This window comes from Coleofasciculaceae cyanobacterium (assembly GCA_036703275.1).
Lineage (GTDB): Bacteria > Cyanobacteriota > Cyanobacteriia > Cyanobacteriales > Xenococcaceae > Waterburya.
This window is the reverse complement of record DATNPK010000020.1, coordinates 1-17,422: the sequence shown is the minus strand read 5'-3', so window position 1 is coordinate 17,422 and position 17,422 is coordinate 1. Positions and strand designations below refer to the sequence as shown.

Below are 17,422 nucleotides of genomic sequence, written 5' to 3'. Positions count from 1 at the left end.
AAATCTTCTTCTTTCCAAAGCAGTAATCCAATATTATTAATGGTTAATTAGGGTTTGACTAAGGCTTAACTCGAACAACGCGATCGCCAATTTTTTGGGTTTCATGGCATTCTACCCAACCTAGTCAAGTTTAGATGTCAGAAGATAATTAGAACGATATGAATATTGTTCGGTGTTCTTTTTCACTCCATTAACCACTAAACCCAAAATACGAGAGTTGTTTTGAGTCAGTTGATCCAGGCTGCTGTTAACCAAGTTACGCTTGCTGATTCCTGGACGAACTACAAACAAAATATCTAAAATCATTGAAGTCATGATCACTGCTTCACTGGTAACACTAACAGGAGAGGTATCAATTAGGACATAATCATAATTACCTGACAATTCTGCCGCTCTCAATCTTTGCTCGAATTGTCCTTGAGAAACTAAGGCGACAGTTGTTCCCGTTTCTGGAGAACGAGTAACTAATAGATCGAGGTTTGATTGTATTGATATTGGTTGTTCGAGTTGTGTTTCTTCTGGGTTGTAGTTGAAGTATCGGCTTAATTCTGCTTTATGATAATCTCCATCTACCATTAATACCTTAAAGCCTAAGTTGGCTAATGCCTTGCCTATGCCAATAGTTGCGGTGGTTTTCCCTTCGCCTGTTGCTGCACTAGTAATTAGAAATCGATGGCTCTGTGGCTGAGAATCAATCGAGGCTATTTTTGCTGATTCTGATGCTTCTGTACCAGGTAATAATTTTGAGGCTCGAGCAGCTCTTTGAAATTGGGGTTGAGAAGTAATTGCCGAAGCTAACTTCTCAAATTCTACTTCTACATAAGGCGGTAAATACAACGCAACATCTGAATTTTTAAATTTAGGGATGCTAACCACAAAGGGAAAATTTGATGACTGGAGGTCTTTGGCATCCAATAAAGGAGCGGAACTTTCTAAAAGAAGTAAAAGTGCGGTGCTACCTACAAGTGAAGCCAATAAAGAACCAAGCAGAATTAACGGCTTATCAGGACTAGAGGGTTGAGAATTAGCCTCTGCTGGTTCAATTACCTGGACATTGGGATAGGTGTCAAAAGAGTTGATCCCAACCTGCTGTATCTGAGCAACTAAACCTTGATAGACACCTTCGGCGATGTTTTTCTGTCTGGTTAGCTTTAATAATCGCGCTCGATTTTGCGGAATTGCTTCTAGCTTGACGTTGATTTGCTCAATCTGAGATTCTAACTGCTCGGCTTGCTTTTGATTAGCTTCAGCTTCGCTTTCTAATAGTACTAATTGCTGAATTAAACTAGCTCTTCCTTGACCTTCGCTAGTTATGGTAGAGTCAATTTGGGCTGCTTCACCTGTATCATCTACATATTGCTGTAATTGACGTTTTAATTCTTCTCGTTCTAGGATTAATGATTGTATTCTCGGTTCGCGATCGGTAAAATTGGCTTGAAGTCCATTCAACACGCTTTCTATTTGTATCAGCTTATTTTTTAAAAACTGATAATCTTTGTTTTCTCCTAAACTCAAAGAGCGAATGGCTTCATCGGGCGTAAGCGATATTCTTTGGGAAATTGCGGCAATTTGTTTTTGATTTGCCTGTGCTTCGGCTTGTGCTTGCTGCTGTAAAGAGGTAAGGTCGCCAACTACTTTAACCATACTTTTAACTTGTTCTTCGCTGCTAATCAGTCGTGAACTTTGCTCGAATTTGGCTAATTCTTGCTCTGCTTGAGCTAAATTTTGTTTGGCTTCTTTGATTTGTTGTTGATTGGATTGTAATTCTTGCCGACTGCGATTATTTTCCTGTCGTAATTGATTGAGTCGTGCTTGATATGCTTCGATCCAGTTAGTTGCTCTTTGACTAGCCAACTCAGGACTAGAAGCACTAACAATTAAATTAAAAGCATTGGTTTTTTCGGTAAGCAATACTTCAAAGAATTTTTCGTACGATGAAACACTGGGAAAAAGATTTTTTTCGGGGTCTGAATCTAAAGTTTGTTTTAAGACTGGATGGCTCAGTAGAATGGCTTCTTGAGCCAATAGTGGATCCATGGTATTAGAAAAATCCACGCTACTATTTTTTAAAGAACCGAGCGTGCCTAAGTCAGCATCTAAATTTCCGCTGGTACTAGGTAAGATTAACTGTGCGTTGGCATCCCAAGTTTTCGGGGTAAAAACAATTTTACCAACTACAGCTACAGCTAAAACTAGGTTGAATAATAATAAAGGTTTCCAATGTCTATTTATTTTTGAAGTAAGTTTATCCACGATCGCTCTTGCTCCTTTAAGGTAAACTAATTAAATTAAATTGGTCTAGAAAATTTTTAAGCCAATAGCCGTTACTTAAAAAAAGAAGCGTAAGGGCTTCCCTGAAAACAATTTTTTAGCTCTGCATAATTTTGAATTGATTTCTGGAGAGAATTTGGCGACTGTTTTTTGGTTGATATATAAACAGAGGTTGGTTTTACTTCCAAGAAATTTTGAACTTTAGCCATTTCTTTGGTATTATCTTCAACTAGATCTTCATAAAAAATTTTCAGTAATTGGTGATCTTTAAAAAAATATTCATTTTTTTGCTCTAGCTTGTTTGTTTCTGCCAAAGCTGCTAAAGTTTTTTCGTAGTTCAATTGAATAGCTGGAGTATGTTTTTGGCGATCGCCAAGTCCGAACATAGTCCAATCGCCTTTGCTATACCAGCTATTAGTAGTTAAAGCTAGTTGCTGAGACACATAAGTTTTTAGTAGATTTCTCCTAACTAAATGAATAATTTTTATTTCTTGTCTATCTTTTAAATATTGCCAGATTTCTTGTTGTTTCCCAGAGCGAGCGTGATAGTAAAACAACTTAAATCCAACTGCCTTTACCTCAAGAGGCATTGCTCTATAAACAAATGAATTGACTAATTCAAGGGGATTATTTTGCTTTAAATCTCGAATATTTTGGAGATCGTAGTTGATATAATCCCAAAATTCCTTAGAACTATTATCTTGACTAAATATTTCATAAAACATTCTAATATTTTGATGAAACTGTAGCTGATTGAGTAATAAATTAGACCCCGTTCTAGAGCGACACAAAATTATAAATTTAGTGTAGTCTTGATGACCTGGAATTAAATCTAACTTAAGCGCAATATCTCGAATTACTGACTTGCCTCTTTTAATTTTTAAAAGTGTTTTTGGTTTTAAAATCATAATTGAAATTTAATATATCTAGTTTGATAAATTGATTTTTGATTAAAAATTTTGATTTAATGCTGACTATTTAGAGCGGCTAAGCTGTGATCTGATCATCACCATATTTTCTTTAAATTGGATTGCTGATTTTGTTGTTCTGATAACACTGCTCCTAACCAAATCAAGAAAAACCAGATATATGTCGAAATCCAAGACAAAGGAAGACCCTGAATAAAAATGTATAAAGCGACTAAGCTAGACACTGCTCGTTGACAAAGTTGATTTTTGGCAACGGCAAATTTCCAGAAATCGAATAAAGTTATAGCCAGGGCAAAAATAAAGAAAATAAAGCCAAAAATACCGTGTAAATATAGAACAGCAGCATAGGTAGAAAAAGAGCCGAGTTCAATTTTGTAGGTATACCAGTTGGCCGTGCCTTGAGCAATTCCCCATCCCAACCAGGGCGATTCCTGCCAGGCTTCGAGTGTTTTACGAACAACATATTCACGGTCTGTTGATGAAGCTTGACGAGCTTGGTTGAAAATTCTTAGTGGTTGATTAACTAGATCGGATATAGTCCACTCCCGCAGACTGCAAACCAGGGCAAGAGCAGCAATAAACCAGAGATAGGCTTGACGCGCCACAAAACTTTGAAAACTGGCATTAGTGATAATAGCGATCGCCAAACAAACATAAGCTAAACGACTTTGACTTATAGCTACCGCACCCAAGCTACCTGCTAAAGCGAGATTGCGTAAACGAGAGTTGGATTCCCCTAAGCAAATAACGAAGCTTAAAAGACCACAGATTCCTGGAATAGGAGGATCGCCCATATATAGTGAAGATCTAGGTAAATTAATCCCAAAGAAAGGTTTGAGACTGGCTGAAAGATTCACCATTAAACTGAGCTTGTTGCCTGGGGTCAGGCGTGCTAGAGGTGGATAAAATACCCCGATTTTGATTCCGGCAACGAGCAAAATAAGCTGAAGGCAAATTAATACCAAATAGCCGATCGCCATCCAAGCAACTGCTCGTGTAATTACGCCAGAGTCGATTTTATGCCAAAAGGGAAGTGCTAGACAGGCAAAAATCAAAAAATAACCCTTGAAAAAAGTAACTAGAGTCGAGGCTACTTCCATTGGTTCAAAACCGACGTCACTCAGACCAAGTAGTGCTGTCGCCAACATGACCAGAGCCATAGTTAACCAAGCCCAGGCACACATCGGCAAAGGTTGTTTAATCGGCTTATCAAAATCAAATGAATAAGCTAGTAAACAGATAACCACTGCTGGATAAAATAAAGGCTGTATTCCTAGTAGCCACCACAAAGGAGTTAAGACAATGGCTAAGTAGAGAATACGCTCAGCAAGCGATAGTTTTGATTGAAGATATTTTTGTTTGAACAGAAATGAGTTGTCGATCGCTTTTAGCATAAGTCTTTACCATTCATACACCACTAATTTGCTGTGTTTCTACCTTGAATAAAGTCTTGAGAGAACGACGGATATTTTTGGGCAAAAACCACATAAGTAGATATAAAATTAAGTCGCTCGGCTGAAGTTTTCCGCGATCGCCAGCTTCTTTTAGTAAAGACCAAAACACTTGCCATTGACCTTCTTGGGCTGCTTGGGGAGCAACCTGAGTCATAATAAAGCCTGCATAAGCTCTGGGAGTGACTAAATTTTGATTATCGCGAAGCCAAGCTAGAGATTGCTGCCAATTAGTTGTGCTACTAGTGCTTTGTCGTTCTTGCCAGCAATGCCATATGGCTAAAGTTTCAGGTACAAATTTAATTTCGACATCTGCTAAAGTATTTACTTTTAACAACCAGTCCCAATCTTGATGTTTGACTAATCCTTCTTGGAAAGGAATCTTTTCTAAAAGCTCTTTCTGAGTAAAAATAGTGGAGGTTTGAATTAATCCTTCCCCAAATGAAAGAGAATTTCGAGCCAAAAGATATTCACTCAAGGGTTCATCTGCCCTGAGAAATCTACGAGGATAGATAAATTCGCCCTTGGGGGTACGAGCGGTTAGTGAACAGCTAATAATCGGATACTTGTACTGAGATTTTTTGGCTGCTGCTAGCTGCAACTCTAATTTTCGAGTCAGCCATTCGTCATCATCATCTAAAAAAGCAATCCATGCTGCTTTGGCTGCTGCAACTCCCGCATTACGCGCCCCTGCACCTCCTTTGCTGGTTGGAAGTTGAACTATTCGTAAACGAGGATCGTTAATCTTGGCTAATTCTTGCTCGGTTGCTAGATCTAAACCGTCAATAACTACAATAATTTCGATGTCTCGAAGCGTTTGCGCGCCTGCACTGTCTACGGCTCGTTTAACAAGCTGCGATCGCCCGTGAGTCGGTATAATTACACTAATAATTGGTTCTAACATTACTTTATATTTAATATGGAAACATGAACTGGGGAATTTAAAGTTAATGGCTAATGGCTAATGGCTAATGGCTAATTGCTAATAGCTATTAGCTAATAATTATGGGATACTCCTCCCATCATCACTCGCAATTTTTCCGAGTTTAGTCCCCATTTCAAAGCAAATAAAACTAAAAGTATTTTTCCTCTTTGGACTGCTGAGTAATTGCCTTTGATTGCCACGACTAAAATGTCTTTGGGAGTTATCAAAAGGCTTGAAGCAACCTCATAAATAATTTTAAATCTAAATAAATTTTGCTGATATTTGGCTCGATAAGCATCAGCTCTCCCTCCTGCCATGCGCAAATAGCGACGATAAATCTCTTTAAATGAGTACCTTGCTGGATGAGAAACCATCGCTTGCTCGGCGTATTTAATACCATAGCCTTGCCCACAGACAAGCTGACACCATTCGCGATCGCCATTTGATTTTAATTGATGATTAAACTTACCTAGTTCGTCAAAAATTTCTTTATAAGTAAATAAATTAGCTGTAGGCGTAAAGTTATTTCTTTCTATATGTCTTTTTTGCGGAAAAGCCGTTAAGTCCTCATATAATTCAACAGCCGTTAAACGATTGGGATCGCGAAAGAAGAGCTTAATTTTACCGCCAATAATGCCACAGTCGGGATTATCTATTAATGCTTTAACGCCCTGTTCGATCCAGTTAGCAGCGGGAATACAATCTGAATCGGTAAAGGCAAATATCTCTCCTTTGGCAACAGTAATTCCCCTATTTCTAGCAGCATAAGAACCAGGTTCTGCTTCATAGATAGTAGATGCTTGCTGGTATTTATTGACAATCTCAACAATACTTTCGGCTGAAGCATTATCGATCGCAATAACTTCGTATAAGTCTTGGGGATAGGTTTGTTGATCCAATGCAGCCAGACATTTTTCTAAGCGTTCTGCATCATTATAAACAGGAATAATTACGGAAACAAAGGGTTTAGAATTATTCATCTCTACACAACTCCTGATAAATTTCTAATAAGCGATGGTTTAACTTGTCAATGTCATAATTTGCTTCGACTATTTCCCGCCCAGCTTTACCCATCCGTGGCCACATTTCTGGATGTTCGATTAAGTAGTTTAACTTGGCTGCTATTCCCTCAACATCCCGTTCAGGAATTAAAAAACCCGAAATGCCATCGGCTACCAATTCGGGAATACCGCTATGAAGACTGCTAATTACGGGAAGTCCCATTGCCATTGCTTCCATTAAAGCTACGGGAATTCCTTCGCGATCGCCGTTTTTGGCTGTTATGCTAGGAGCTAAGAGAACATGGGAATTATTGAGAATATCGATCACTTCGGTTTTTTGTTTCCAACCAAGTAGCTTTACTAAATTACCTACGTTTAGTTCTTGAATTAATTCCTGCAACTTGGGCTTTAATAAGCCATCACCGACAATGTTGTATTCAAGATCGGGTTTGATTTTGGCTAATTTAGCAACAGCCCGAATACCATACTCTATACCTTTTTTCTCAACTAATCGGCTGATGCTTACCAGTCGAGTAACGCCATCAGCAGAAGGTTGGCGGGGCATAAAAGCAAAGTTATGGCAGTCTATGCCCATGCGATGTACGATGATTTTTGATTCGTCGCAGCCCAGCTTAATCAACTTGTGTTGCCAATGTTCGCTAATGGGTAAGAAAAGATCTCCTTTTTCAAATAATCTGTTATAGATTTGTACGCCTTTTTCCTGAAGATCTTTCGACATACTTACACCATGAAAGGTAACAATCAATTTGCCTCGAAGCACACCAAGATCGCGTAAAGCTTGACCTTTAAGACCGTTGTAACCAAAGTGACAATGAACTACATCATATGGCTGTTTATCAAGATAGGGAATTGCCAGATATAGTAACCGCAATGACAATGCTTTCTTACCATATTTAAAGATGTTTAAAGTGCGAAGCATGACGGCTGGATTTTTAGAAAAATTAGCCAGCCAGATACCAGTTAATTTCCGCAATCGTACTAAGCTATTTTCTGGCACTTTATGGTAATAAATATGCTTTTTAAGCTGGTATTTTTCGACATTTGGATGAACTGTATTTTGAGAATCAGGTTCGGTCGCATAGATATTAACTTCATGCCCGCGATCGATTAATTCGGTAATTTGATCGATAATAAATGTCTTAGAAAGAGTGGGAAAAACTCCCCCAGCAAGAATAGCAATTTTCATGTTTCACCTATTTATTTTGAACATAATTTTCCCTCAATCTGATTTACTAGGAAGATCGATGTATTTAGCCTTGAGAAAAGGCATCATTATTTTTGATTTATAATGCTTTATTTTGCGCTGGATTTTTCGAGAAACTCCTTTTTTTGATATTGGAGTACAAGCAATATTTTTACTAAACACACAATGGATATACTGATTCTTTTTCCAGACATCAATATAGGTAAAATATGCTAAAGTAAAGCCGTATTTATCAGCAAACTGCATTAAGTTATTAATTTCAATTACTTCATCAATAATTTGCAGCTCTTGGGGATTGTGTTGCTGTAAATAAACCTGATATTCAGGGCTAGGGTAAGTCAAAATCAGTTTGGCGCGATCGCTAGTTACTTGACTTAGATTATTAAATAGTCCATCGTAACTATCGGGTGGTAGATGTTCAATCACGTCCACCATAGTAACTAGATCGACTGGGGCAGATAACTTATTACGAATTGCCTCAAAGTTTTCTACCACATTGACGTTAAAAAACTCTATTTGGTCTGAGCTAACAGTCTGGCGAGCATAGTTGATATTGTTTTCTCCTAAGTCGCAAGCTAAAATTCGCCCTTGTTTAAGTTGTCTGGCAATTTGTTCGGGGACAATACCAATTCCACAACCAATATCGAGAATATTACTGTCTGGGGTTAAATAACCTGAAATTAACTTAACTGCTTTGTCAATGCGAGGATTACCATCTAGCTTATATTGCAGCATTCTAGTATTGGTAAAGTTGTCGTAAAACTGTTTAACTTCAGTTGAGCTAGTCATCTTTAATCTGGGTTTTATAAGTACAAATTGGCATAGTTTGGAAAGAACAAATTAAGGCGTTGGCGATCATTTTGTTGGTGTTTTAAAAATGACTTTTGCCTTGCTTAAGTCTGTAATTTCTGTTTGAGGTCATGAAGCAGTGGCGTAAAACGGTGTTTCAAAGCGCGAGTTAATTTGATCTCAGGAGCAATTTTCGCTCCGTCTAACTCGTATCCTAGTTTCTGAAGCATATTGGCAGCGATACTTTCAAAATCTGCTGTATCCTGCTTAGATAGTTGAGATTTCCAAGCATCGATTCTCCCAGCATCAATTGGTTTTTGATTCAGCTTAAAAAGATCTTTATGTTCTGGCTGAATATTAGAATTAGCATCACGGTAATATTCCAGCATCTGAGGCGTGTATTCAAGATCCAGCCAATTACACAAATTCCGCAGAGTTACTTCTGGTTGAGTGAGCAATTTTTCATAATAAATTTCGTAGTACCTATTACTATCTAAAGCTCTACCTGCGTTTATTGCTGCACTAACTTGTTTTTGCCAATACTGGGCTATTTTTAAAAGATTGCCATTGTGCCATCCTGCTTTACGGATACTAACAGCCACACCTCGACCATCTCTAATCATGTGAATAAATTGAGCATTGGGAAACATTTCAGCTAGGGAAGATATATCTCGTACTTGATGAGGAGTTTTGTCCCCCCAACGCTGTTTGTTTTGTTTACGTGCTACGGCAGTCAAGATTGACTCGGCTGCCCCTGTAAAATCAGTAGGTGCGGCCTGAGCTAAAGCAGTTTCGGCTTCGGCAATAGTCAAACCCAAGACAGAAAAAGTAAAAGTTTTTGAAGTTGCTCGATTGGTTTGTAAATCGCGAATAAAAAAATAACGTTGAGCGGGCTGAGTAAAGTCGCCGTATATTGTTTGGTTTTCTTGTAGAGGAATTAAAAACTTGGTTTCGGGAGTAATGTAGAGTTCGGAACTCTGATTAAGCATCAGGCGTAATAAAGTTGTGCCAGAGCGATCGCAGCCAACGATAAAAACGGGAGATTTCATAGTTTTATCTACTAATAAATGGGTTATTTTCTTTTGGGTTTCAAAGTTTTTAAAAGGTGTAATATTTCTCTAATTTCCGATTTTCCTCCAGGTATAAATATCCAAATCGATAGATAAAAGCAAAAATATAAGCAAAGATCGATCAATAAGGCAATTAAAAAATTAAGATTAGCTACAAGAAAATAATTAACTCCTATTAAGGCGATCGCTGCACTCACCGAAGCAAAAACAGGGCGAAATATTGTTCGGAAAAAATCAGCTACTTTCAGAAATGTCCCCCTGTAACAGTAGACAATTGTAATAATCATCAGAATTGGTCTAGATAAACCATAGAATGCAGCGACACCAACCGCGCCCCAGCGAAGACCGAGCGAAAAAAGCAGGATGTCTGTTGTCGCCATCACCATGCCGATGCGAAACTGACGATCCGTTCTTCCTAATGATTGATAAACCCATCCCGCAGCCACGTTAAATGTGCCAATGAAGGCTGCTGGCATTAGATATTGAAAGATAGGAACTACACCTAACCATTGTTCTCCTAACATCAACAGGATTACTTTGTCAGCCGAAGCAAACATAAATCCCACAATTGGCATCCCCAAAGTGGTAATTAATAAAATAGCTTTGTAGTAATATTTACTGTATTTTTCTGGCTCTGACTGGAGGCTACTTAAAGTAGGGAGAGCAACACTGTTTACAGGACTATTGATCTGCTCGATGGGCAAAAGAACTAGCTGATAGGCTTTGGCATAAAGTCCTAATTGTTGAGAACCCCAGTAACGACCGATTAGTAAATTATCTAAATTGCGGGAAAAATAATTTACTAAGCGAAAACCCGTTAAGTTTCCTCCGAAAGCCAGCATCGATCTAATTGCCGAATCTTGGCTCGCAAATCCAGGTCGCCAACTACAGGACAGCCAAACTGCGATCGCATTAGTGATAACTGTTGCTATCTGCATGAGAACTAATGCCCAATAACCTAATCCATACCAGGCAGAAGCAACGGCAACTATGACTCCAACCAACATTGAGACGATTTCAATCTTGGCAAGCTCAAGAAAGCGCATTTGTCTTTGCAGCAGTGCTTGATGTTGAACGGTCAAACCGCCAAAAATAAAAGTAATCGCCAAAGCCATGGTAATTCCCCTTAAAAGTGGCTCATCGTAAAACCTGGCAACTAGAGGAGCTAGGGCAATTACTAGCAAAGCGATCGCCAAACTGATAATTAGGTTGATCCAAAATAGAGTGCTAACCTGCTGGTGATTAATCTCGGATTTCTGCACCGTTGCTGCTGATAACCCCAAATCTTTGAACAACTGTACAAAACCAATAACTACAGTTGCCATCCCAATCAAGCCGTAATCTTCAGGTGAGAGCAAACGTGCCAAAACTACGGTAGAACCCATTCTCAAGATAAACTTGATTGCTTGAGCTACCAGCGTGACTGCTCCTCCACGCACAGAACGTTGCTTCAGCTCGGTTTTTAAATGATCGGTACAAAAAAATTGCCTATTGAGATCGGGTAATTTATTTTTAGTAGATTTTGCCACTTCAATTACTAACCTTTGACTTGATCGAACCAAGAGAACCTTTGATCGCCAATTGCGACAAGGGTGCTAGATATACCGCCATCAGGGTTAAAAGCGATCGCGGGTCTTGGAGAAAGATCTGGCGCTCCGCAGCCAGAGCGCGATCAATAAATTTTCTGGCTGAGTTTACGTCTCCCGCCGTCAAAGATAATCGCGCTAAATATCGATTCATGTAGGCATAGGCAGTAGGTAAGATACTCTCAACTAATTCTGGAGAACGTTTACAGGCGGCAACAATTACCCGCAGTTGGCTAGCTTTCATTTCCTCTAGGTCGAATGAAAGTCCAGAGGGACGAACACGGTAAAAAGAATGAATTTTTGGTTCACGATAAAACTGCCATTTTTTAGTAGCTGCGATTCTCAACCAAAAATCAATATCCTCACAGCTGCGCAGAGTTTCATCAAATTCTCCTACCTCATCTAAGATGCAGCGACGAAATACGGCATTAGAACCATGACCGATAAAGTTTTTACAGAGTAAGGCTACCAGCGGATCTGGGTTAATTGGTTTACCACTTAAGCGCATAAAGGTAGGAGTACCATCATTGCGAATTGCTTGAGAAGCACTATAGACGATCCCAACTTGTGGTGAAGATCTTAGTCGGGCCACGTGATTAGCCAATTTTTCCGAGCCATATACGTCATCTCCATCCAAAAGAGCAATATATTCCCCCGTAGCACGCCGAATGCCATAGTTGCGAGCCGAAGAAAGACCACCGTTCGACTTTTGCAGTAAGTTAAACCGAGAATCGCGATCGCTAAAAGATCTAACTATTTCTGGAGTGCGATCGCCAGAACCATCGTCAACTACCAAAACTTCAAAATTGCTGAATGACTGGTGTTCTAAGGACAATAATGCTGTGGCAATATATGCTTCAACATTGTAAGCAGGTACGACTACAGAAATTTCCGGGGTAGACATAATATATAGCTGCTTGATTAAGTTATGAATAGTTAATCTTCGTGTCGAGGGTCTTAATTTTTGGGTCGATTATTTGATTAACTTTAGCTGGAGAAATATCTGGCTCAACTTCACTTTTTGTAGTCTGAATGAAATCGAATTGATGATACTTTGCCCAAAAAAGATTGAGCAAGAAAAGTGGATTTCCCAACATATATCTAGCAGCTAAACGTTTTGGTTCTCTCAGCAAACGATAGAGCCATTCTAAACCAGCGTCAGACATCCATTTAGGAGAGTTTGATACTACTCCTGCTAGGCGATCGATAATTGCACCACCAGGAATAATCACCAGAGCTTCTAGATTTTGGTAATTATTTTGAATCCACAGTTCTTGCCGAGGCATTCCCATGCCGACAATTAAAATATCGGGTTTAAACTGATTGATTTTTTGAACTACAGTTTGATTTTCATCTGAATTTTCTTGGTCAAAATAGCCATGATTACCAGCTATGTTTAAATTGGGATGTTTGGCTTTTTGATTGTTAAGAGCTTTGGTTAAATTTTCAGGTTTAGAACCTAATATAAATACTGATAATTCATGTTGCTCACATTCATTAAGCAATTTAGGAATCATTGAAGTTAAAGCCACTCTGTATTTAGATGAAACACCTATACCCGTCAACTCCAAGCCTTTTAACATCCCCATGCCATCACAGATGGTAAGGTCAGCATCTTGGTGAAATGCCAAAAACTGCGGTAACAACATCGATAAATTAAAAGCATGAATATTATAGTGAGAAATAATAATTTTTTGCTTTTTACTACAGCTTTGGCAAATTAGTTCAATAACTGTATTACTTGTTACCAAATCAACTCTCCTATTGAGCAAATAAGCCGAGTCAAACTTTGATTTATAAGATTCATACTTGGCATTCTTTCTGTTTGAAGACATAATATACTTGCCGATTTTAATTAAATATTGCTAGAAAGTGTAAAAGTCTTTTTAGCCAAGTTGTTTAACACAACTGGCTAAGATAAATCTTAATTGCCATAGATTTTAATCGCGAACAATCAATATTTATTTGAAAGCTTTATTGTGACAAGAGTATATTAGCAATATTATCTAAACCATATTATGTCTAACTAGAAGTTCAATCTGTATAGAGTATGATAAACATAAAGAAAAAATAATCTATCAATATATAGATTATTTTTTTGAGTTTAAATACTAGTTAAATTAATAATAAATTTATTTTATATCAAGGAAACTTCTTTGGTCTTTTGTAGGAATTTAGTAATACTAAATTCCTACTTTATTAATACTATTAAAGACAGCTAACATTTATGACAAATCTGCTGGATCACCATCAGATAAATCGCTAATAGCTCTCTCTAATTCAGCAAAAGATTGGTTGTAATCGATAATAGCGCTAAGCAAATTACCACGAGCAGTACTTAGCTCTGTTTGAGCGACGATTACGTCAGTTTGCGTACCTACACCTGCCTGGAATCTCAACCTTGCTAGTCGTAGACTTTCTTGAGCCAGTTCGACAGCTTGCTCTGCCGTATCAATGTTTTCCTGATTGGCATTAAGACTCAAATAAGCATTTTCTACTTCAAAGCGAATTGTATCTCGTTGATTGGCGAATTCTGCCTCATCTATTTCAATATCTGTTGAGGATTGTCTAGCTATGGCACGTGCTGCACCACCATCAAAAAAAGCCCAGTTTACAGTTGCACCAAGCGAATAGCCATCGGCAAGATCTGAGCCGTCATCTAATTCTTCCTGAAGATCGTAACTAGCAACCAAACTAACTTGAGGTCGATTTGCGGCTAAAGCAATTTGACGTTGTTCACCATTAATTTCTCTCTCCAGCAAAAATTGTTTTAATTCAGCACGATTATCATATGCCATAACAATACTTTCTGGTAGGGAACTTTCCCATGTACCAGCTGGTTCGATTTCATCAGCGGTTTGTAGAGCAACTTTTTGCCCGACATTTAGAGTATCTGCTAACTGTCTTCGAGCAATATCTCGATTGGCTTGCTCAAGATTTAACGTTTGTCGTGCTTGAGCCAGTGCAACCTTTGCCTGCAAGACTTCATATTCTGTACCGACTCCCGCTCTCTCTAGGAGATCTGCATCTTTGAAAGTTTGAGCCGCATCTTCTACTGTTGCCTGTTCAATTTCTACCTGGGCTTCGGCACCCTGTAAAACGTAGTAGTCTGTGGCAACCTGTAAGCTAGTGTCTTCAATAGTTTGCTCTAAAAGTAACTGATTTAAACGGACTTGTTTTTCAGCACTATTAATACTTGCGCCTCTAGCTCCACCATCATAAACATCGTAACTAAGAGATAAGGAACTATCAAATGTGTTGGTAGCAGAGTTATCAACTGTGAGTTCTTCTGGCGCACCTATACCTGCACCTGCACCTGCACCTGCGGTTAGTCGATTGTCAAAACCCACTGATGAATTTAGGCTGGGATATAGTCCAGCCCTGGCTTCTTGTAATTCTGCCAATGAGCGATTGATGGTTAATCGAGATATTTCTATCTCTTGATTGTTAGTCACAGCTATTGAGACAGCATCTTCTAAAGTAACAAGCTGCTCAAAATCAATAGTTACTTCATTGGGTTGGGTTGGAAGTAGTAAGGGATCGGCACTATTGCTAAATACATCTAATCTTAGTACCGAGGGTAGCGTCTGCTCTTCTCCCGGTCTATCTTCTGGAGATATGGGGGATAATTGAGCTAGCTTGCTTTGTAGAGGTAAAAAATTCCACGTAGAAGCCGTTAAAAATTGAGTTGGGTTGGCGATACTGGTTTGACTTAACTCAGGCAAAGATGCCATCGAGAAAGTAACTTTCAACCTGTTCGGCTGTAAGCTGATCCGTTTTGGCGTATCGCCTTCAAGCTCAGGTAAATTTTCGGCATTGGCTGAGATAGTGTTGCCTAAGAAGATAGCTGTACCTGCGCCAACAGCAGAAATTTTTTGAAGATTACTCATTATTTTGTACTTGATGATGATATTTGCAGCTTTGAGTAGTTAAATAGTTTCAATAAATAATTAATCTGAAGCAGTTAAACGCCCGTCTTCTAAGTTGAGTCGGCGATCGGCAAAGTCAAAAATGCGGACATCATGAGTTACCAGAATTACCGTACAGCTTTGTTTTTGGGCTAAATGCTGCATCAGCTCGATCACTTCTAAACCAGATTTCTTATCTAAAGAAGCGGTAGGTTCATCGGCTAAAACGATTTTGGGATGAGCGACTAAAGCACGAGCGATCGCTACCCGCTGTTGTTGTCCAATCGAGAGCTTATGAGGATGCTGATTGATAAAATCAGCCAAACCAACTGCACTTAAGAGGAATTCCGCTCGTTCTAAACCTTCACGGCGAGATATATCTGAATGTAGACCTAGTGCCATCTGTACGTTTTGCCTAGCAGTTAGAGAATTCAACAGATTATGCCCTTGGAAGATATTATAGCCAATGTTGCGACGCAAATTCCTGAGTTTCTTTGATGAATGACCCATTTAGCTCTGACCCTAAAACTTCAAGGCTTCCTGACTGAAGCGATCGCAGTCCGCCAATCAAGGTTAGTAAGGTGGTTTTACCCGAGCCAGAAGGACCAGTCAAGAAGACCACTTCTCCTGCATTAATGTTGGCATCAATATCAAATAAAATTTGCTTACGTAGATTACCCTTACCATGAAAATAATTTAGCTTATCGATCGCCACAACTGTATTTGGTTGCATGGTTTTTAAAAATATCGGCTGGCTCGGCAGATTGAGTTTTACGCATCGCTATTAATCCTGAGATAATGCACATTAAAATGGTGAGCATCAGAACGGTTAAACCTCGTTCCCAGGTCATTGCCAGAGGCAAACCAGACCCTTCCTTGGCGTTGTCATAAAGTCCCAAGCACAAAGCAAATCCAGGAATAAATCCTAAAATTGAGAGAATAATTGCTTCTTGAAAGACGAGTCTAGATCAAAATGAGTTACTATAGCCCATTGCTTTGAGGGTGGCGTATTCCATCATCTGATCGGTAACATCGGCATAGAGGATTTGATAGACAATGACTGTCCCAACTACAAACCCCATGATTGTTCCGAGAGTAAAGATAAAGCCAATGGCGGTGCTTCCTCCCCAGTAGCTTTTCTCTAAGGCGATAAATTCGGCTTTGGACAAGACTTGGATATCGTTGGGCAAGCTTCGCTTTAATTGTCGGATGTTTTTGGCAACGGACGCACCAGATTTGAGGGAGATCGCACCTATATCAATTAAACCGCTCGTTCTTTGTGGATCGAAGAGGCGAATAAAGTTAAGATCGCTGGTAACTACCGTGCCATCAGAACCAAAAGATGCCCCTAGGGTAAACAAACCCTTGACGGTAATTCGACGTTGTTCTAATTTAGTAGTGACTTGAGATTTTTGGGTTAACAACTGTGCAATGTCACCAAATTCTGGTCGCGAAGCGCGAGCGAATAAAACTACGTCAGATTCCCTCAAGAATGCTAAATTTTTCTCAACTTCTGGCAGAGCTAAAACATTATCTTCAGGGTCGATGCCAATGGTCATCAGGCTACGGGTTTTGTTTGTTTGGGGGTTTTTCCACGAACCATAGCCGATATAAACCGAACCAACAGACTCAACATCTGGTAATCCCAAAGATTGATATAGACGTTTTTGCGAGAATTCCTTTAACTCCACCAACGAAAGAGATTGAGAACCAAGCAAAAATATGTCTCCCTTCAATCGATGATGGATTCTCACCGCACTATCAAACAGCGCATCGCGAAATCCTAGCTGCATCAGCATTAAAATTACCGCAAAGGCAATTCCAGCTAATGCCACAAGTAAACGGGTTTTTATCTCTAGTTAACTGCAACCATGCCAAAGGGGGAATTAAACCAAACATCTGTAGAAACTCTTGTTAAAAGATCGAGTAAATTAAAGATTGAGGGAAACATCGGCAGGCACAATTTCTACATCAACCTGCAAATTAATCAGATCGGCAACCAAAGAACTGCTTGCTTCGTTAAGACGAATTCTGACTTCAATCACCCTCGAATCTACATCCGCTGCTGGATCGTTATCCAAAACGTCATTTTTACTAATTTGCGAACTGATTCGCTCGACTGTACCCAATACTGTTCGGTTAAGCTAAAAATATGAGTTAATGAGAGTATCACTGATCAATAGTCCATCAAACTCGAACCTTTAACTCTTATTTCTCCAAAAATCCAAGCAAGTGAGATATTTCCCGCTTGGGAATTAATCATGTCT

At 39.1% G+C, this 17,422-nt stretch carries 17 protein-coding genes; all 17 read right to left on the bottom strand.

From position 1 onward, the window contains the following. Positions 1-120: 120 nt before the first annotated feature. Entirely contained in the window at positions 121-2,253 is a 2,133-nt protein-coding gene (locus tag V6C71_03765; GenBank protein ID HEY9767609.1) for a GNVR domain-containing protein, read from the bottom strand. A gap of 71 nt (positions 2,254-2,324) precedes the next feature. Next, entirely contained in the window at positions 2,325-3,179 is an 855-nt protein-coding gene (locus V6C71_03760; protein ID HEY9767608.1) for a sulfotransferase domain-containing protein, read from the bottom strand. Positions 3,180-3,277: 98 nt separating this feature from the next. Beyond that, entirely contained in the window at positions 3,278-4,594 is a 1,317-nt protein-coding gene (locus V6C71_03755) for an O-antigen ligase family protein (GenBank protein ID HEY9767607.1), read from the bottom strand. 13 nt (positions 4,595-4,607) lie between these two features. After that, positions 4,608-5,555, bottom strand: coding sequence for a glycosyltransferase family 2 protein (locus tag V6C71_03750; protein HEY9767606.1), 948 nt, complete (start codon positions 5,553-5,555; stop codon positions 4,608-4,610). A 92-nt stretch (positions 5,556-5,647) separates the two neighbouring features. Then, positions 5,648-6,556 (bottom strand): glycosyltransferase, encoded by a 909-nt coding sequence (locus V6C71_03745; GenBank protein HEY9767605.1) that lies wholly within the window; start codon positions 6,554-6,556, stop codon positions 5,648-5,650. Next, entirely contained in the window at positions 6,549-7,784 is a 1,236-nt protein-coding gene (locus V6C71_03740) for a glycosyltransferase (GenBank protein ID HEY9767604.1), read from the bottom strand. Before V6C71_03740 ends, V6C71_03745 begins: the two co-directional genes overlap by 8 nt. A 33-nt stretch (positions 7,785-7,817) precedes the next feature. Continuing rightward, the gene (locus V6C71_03735) at positions 7,818-8,591 is read right to left on the bottom strand and encodes a class I SAM-dependent methyltransferase (GenBank protein ID HEY9767603.1); all 774 of its coding nucleotides are present in this window, start codon (positions 8,589-8,591) and stop codon (positions 7,818-7,820) included. A 104-nt stretch (positions 8,592-8,695) separates the two neighbouring features. Continuing rightward, on the bottom strand, positions 8,696-9,640 hold the full coding sequence (locus tag V6C71_03730; protein ID HEY9767602.1) for a sulfotransferase: 945 nt from the start codon (positions 9,638-9,640) through the stop codon (positions 8,696-8,698). 23 nt (positions 9,641-9,663) lie between these two features. Beyond that, complete coding sequence (locus V6C71_03725; protein HEY9767601.1) at positions 9,664-11,190, bottom strand: lipopolysaccharide biosynthesis protein; 1,527 nt, start codon at positions 11,188-11,190, stop codon at positions 9,664-9,666. 1 nt (position 11,191) lies between these two features. Next, complete coding sequence (locus V6C71_03720; GenBank protein ID HEY9767600.1) at positions 11,192-12,151, bottom strand: glycosyltransferase family A protein; 960 nt, start codon at positions 12,149-12,151, stop codon at positions 11,192-11,194. Positions 12,152-12,173: 22 nt separating this feature from the next. Beyond that, positions 12,174-13,082: a WecB/TagA/CpsF family glycosyltransferase gene (locus V6C71_03715; protein ID HEY9767599.1), complete on the bottom strand. Its 909-nt coding sequence runs from the start codon at positions 13,080-13,082 to the stop codon at positions 12,174-12,176. 390 nt (positions 13,083-13,472) lie between these two features. After that, the gene (locus V6C71_03710; GenBank protein ID HEY9767598.1) at positions 13,473-15,137 is read right to left on the bottom strand and encodes a TolC family protein; all 1,665 of its coding nucleotides are present in this window, start codon (positions 15,135-15,137) and stop codon (positions 13,473-13,475) included. 60 nt (positions 15,138-15,197) lie between these two features. Then, on the bottom strand, positions 15,198-15,665 hold the full coding sequence (locus V6C71_03705) for an ATP-binding cassette domain-containing protein (protein HEY9767597.1): 468 nt from the start codon (positions 15,663-15,665) through the stop codon (positions 15,198-15,200). Beyond that, positions 15,613-15,888: an ATP-binding cassette domain-containing protein gene (locus V6C71_03700; GenBank protein ID HEY9767596.1), complete on the bottom strand. Its 276-nt coding sequence runs from the start codon at positions 15,886-15,888 to the stop codon at positions 15,613-15,615. Before V6C71_03700 ends, V6C71_03705 begins: the two co-directional genes overlap by 53 nt. Further along, positions 15,857-16,054, bottom strand: a complete 198-nt coding sequence (locus V6C71_03695) for a hypothetical protein (GenBank protein HEY9767595.1) — start codon at positions 16,052-16,054, stop codon at positions 15,857-15,859. Before V6C71_03695 ends, V6C71_03700 begins: the two co-directional genes overlap by 32 nt. Positions 16,055-16,123: 69 nt before the next feature. Beyond that, positions 16,124-16,990, bottom strand: a complete 867-nt coding sequence (gene devC / locus V6C71_03690) for an ABC transporter permease DevC (GenBank protein ID HEY9767594.1) — start codon at positions 16,988-16,990, stop codon at positions 16,124-16,126. 96 nt (positions 16,991-17,086) lie between these two features. Next, positions 17,087-17,284, bottom strand: coding sequence for a hypothetical protein (locus V6C71_03685; protein HEY9767593.1), 198 nt, complete (start codon positions 17,282-17,284; stop codon positions 17,087-17,089). Positions 17,285-17,422 lie beyond the last annotated feature (138 nt).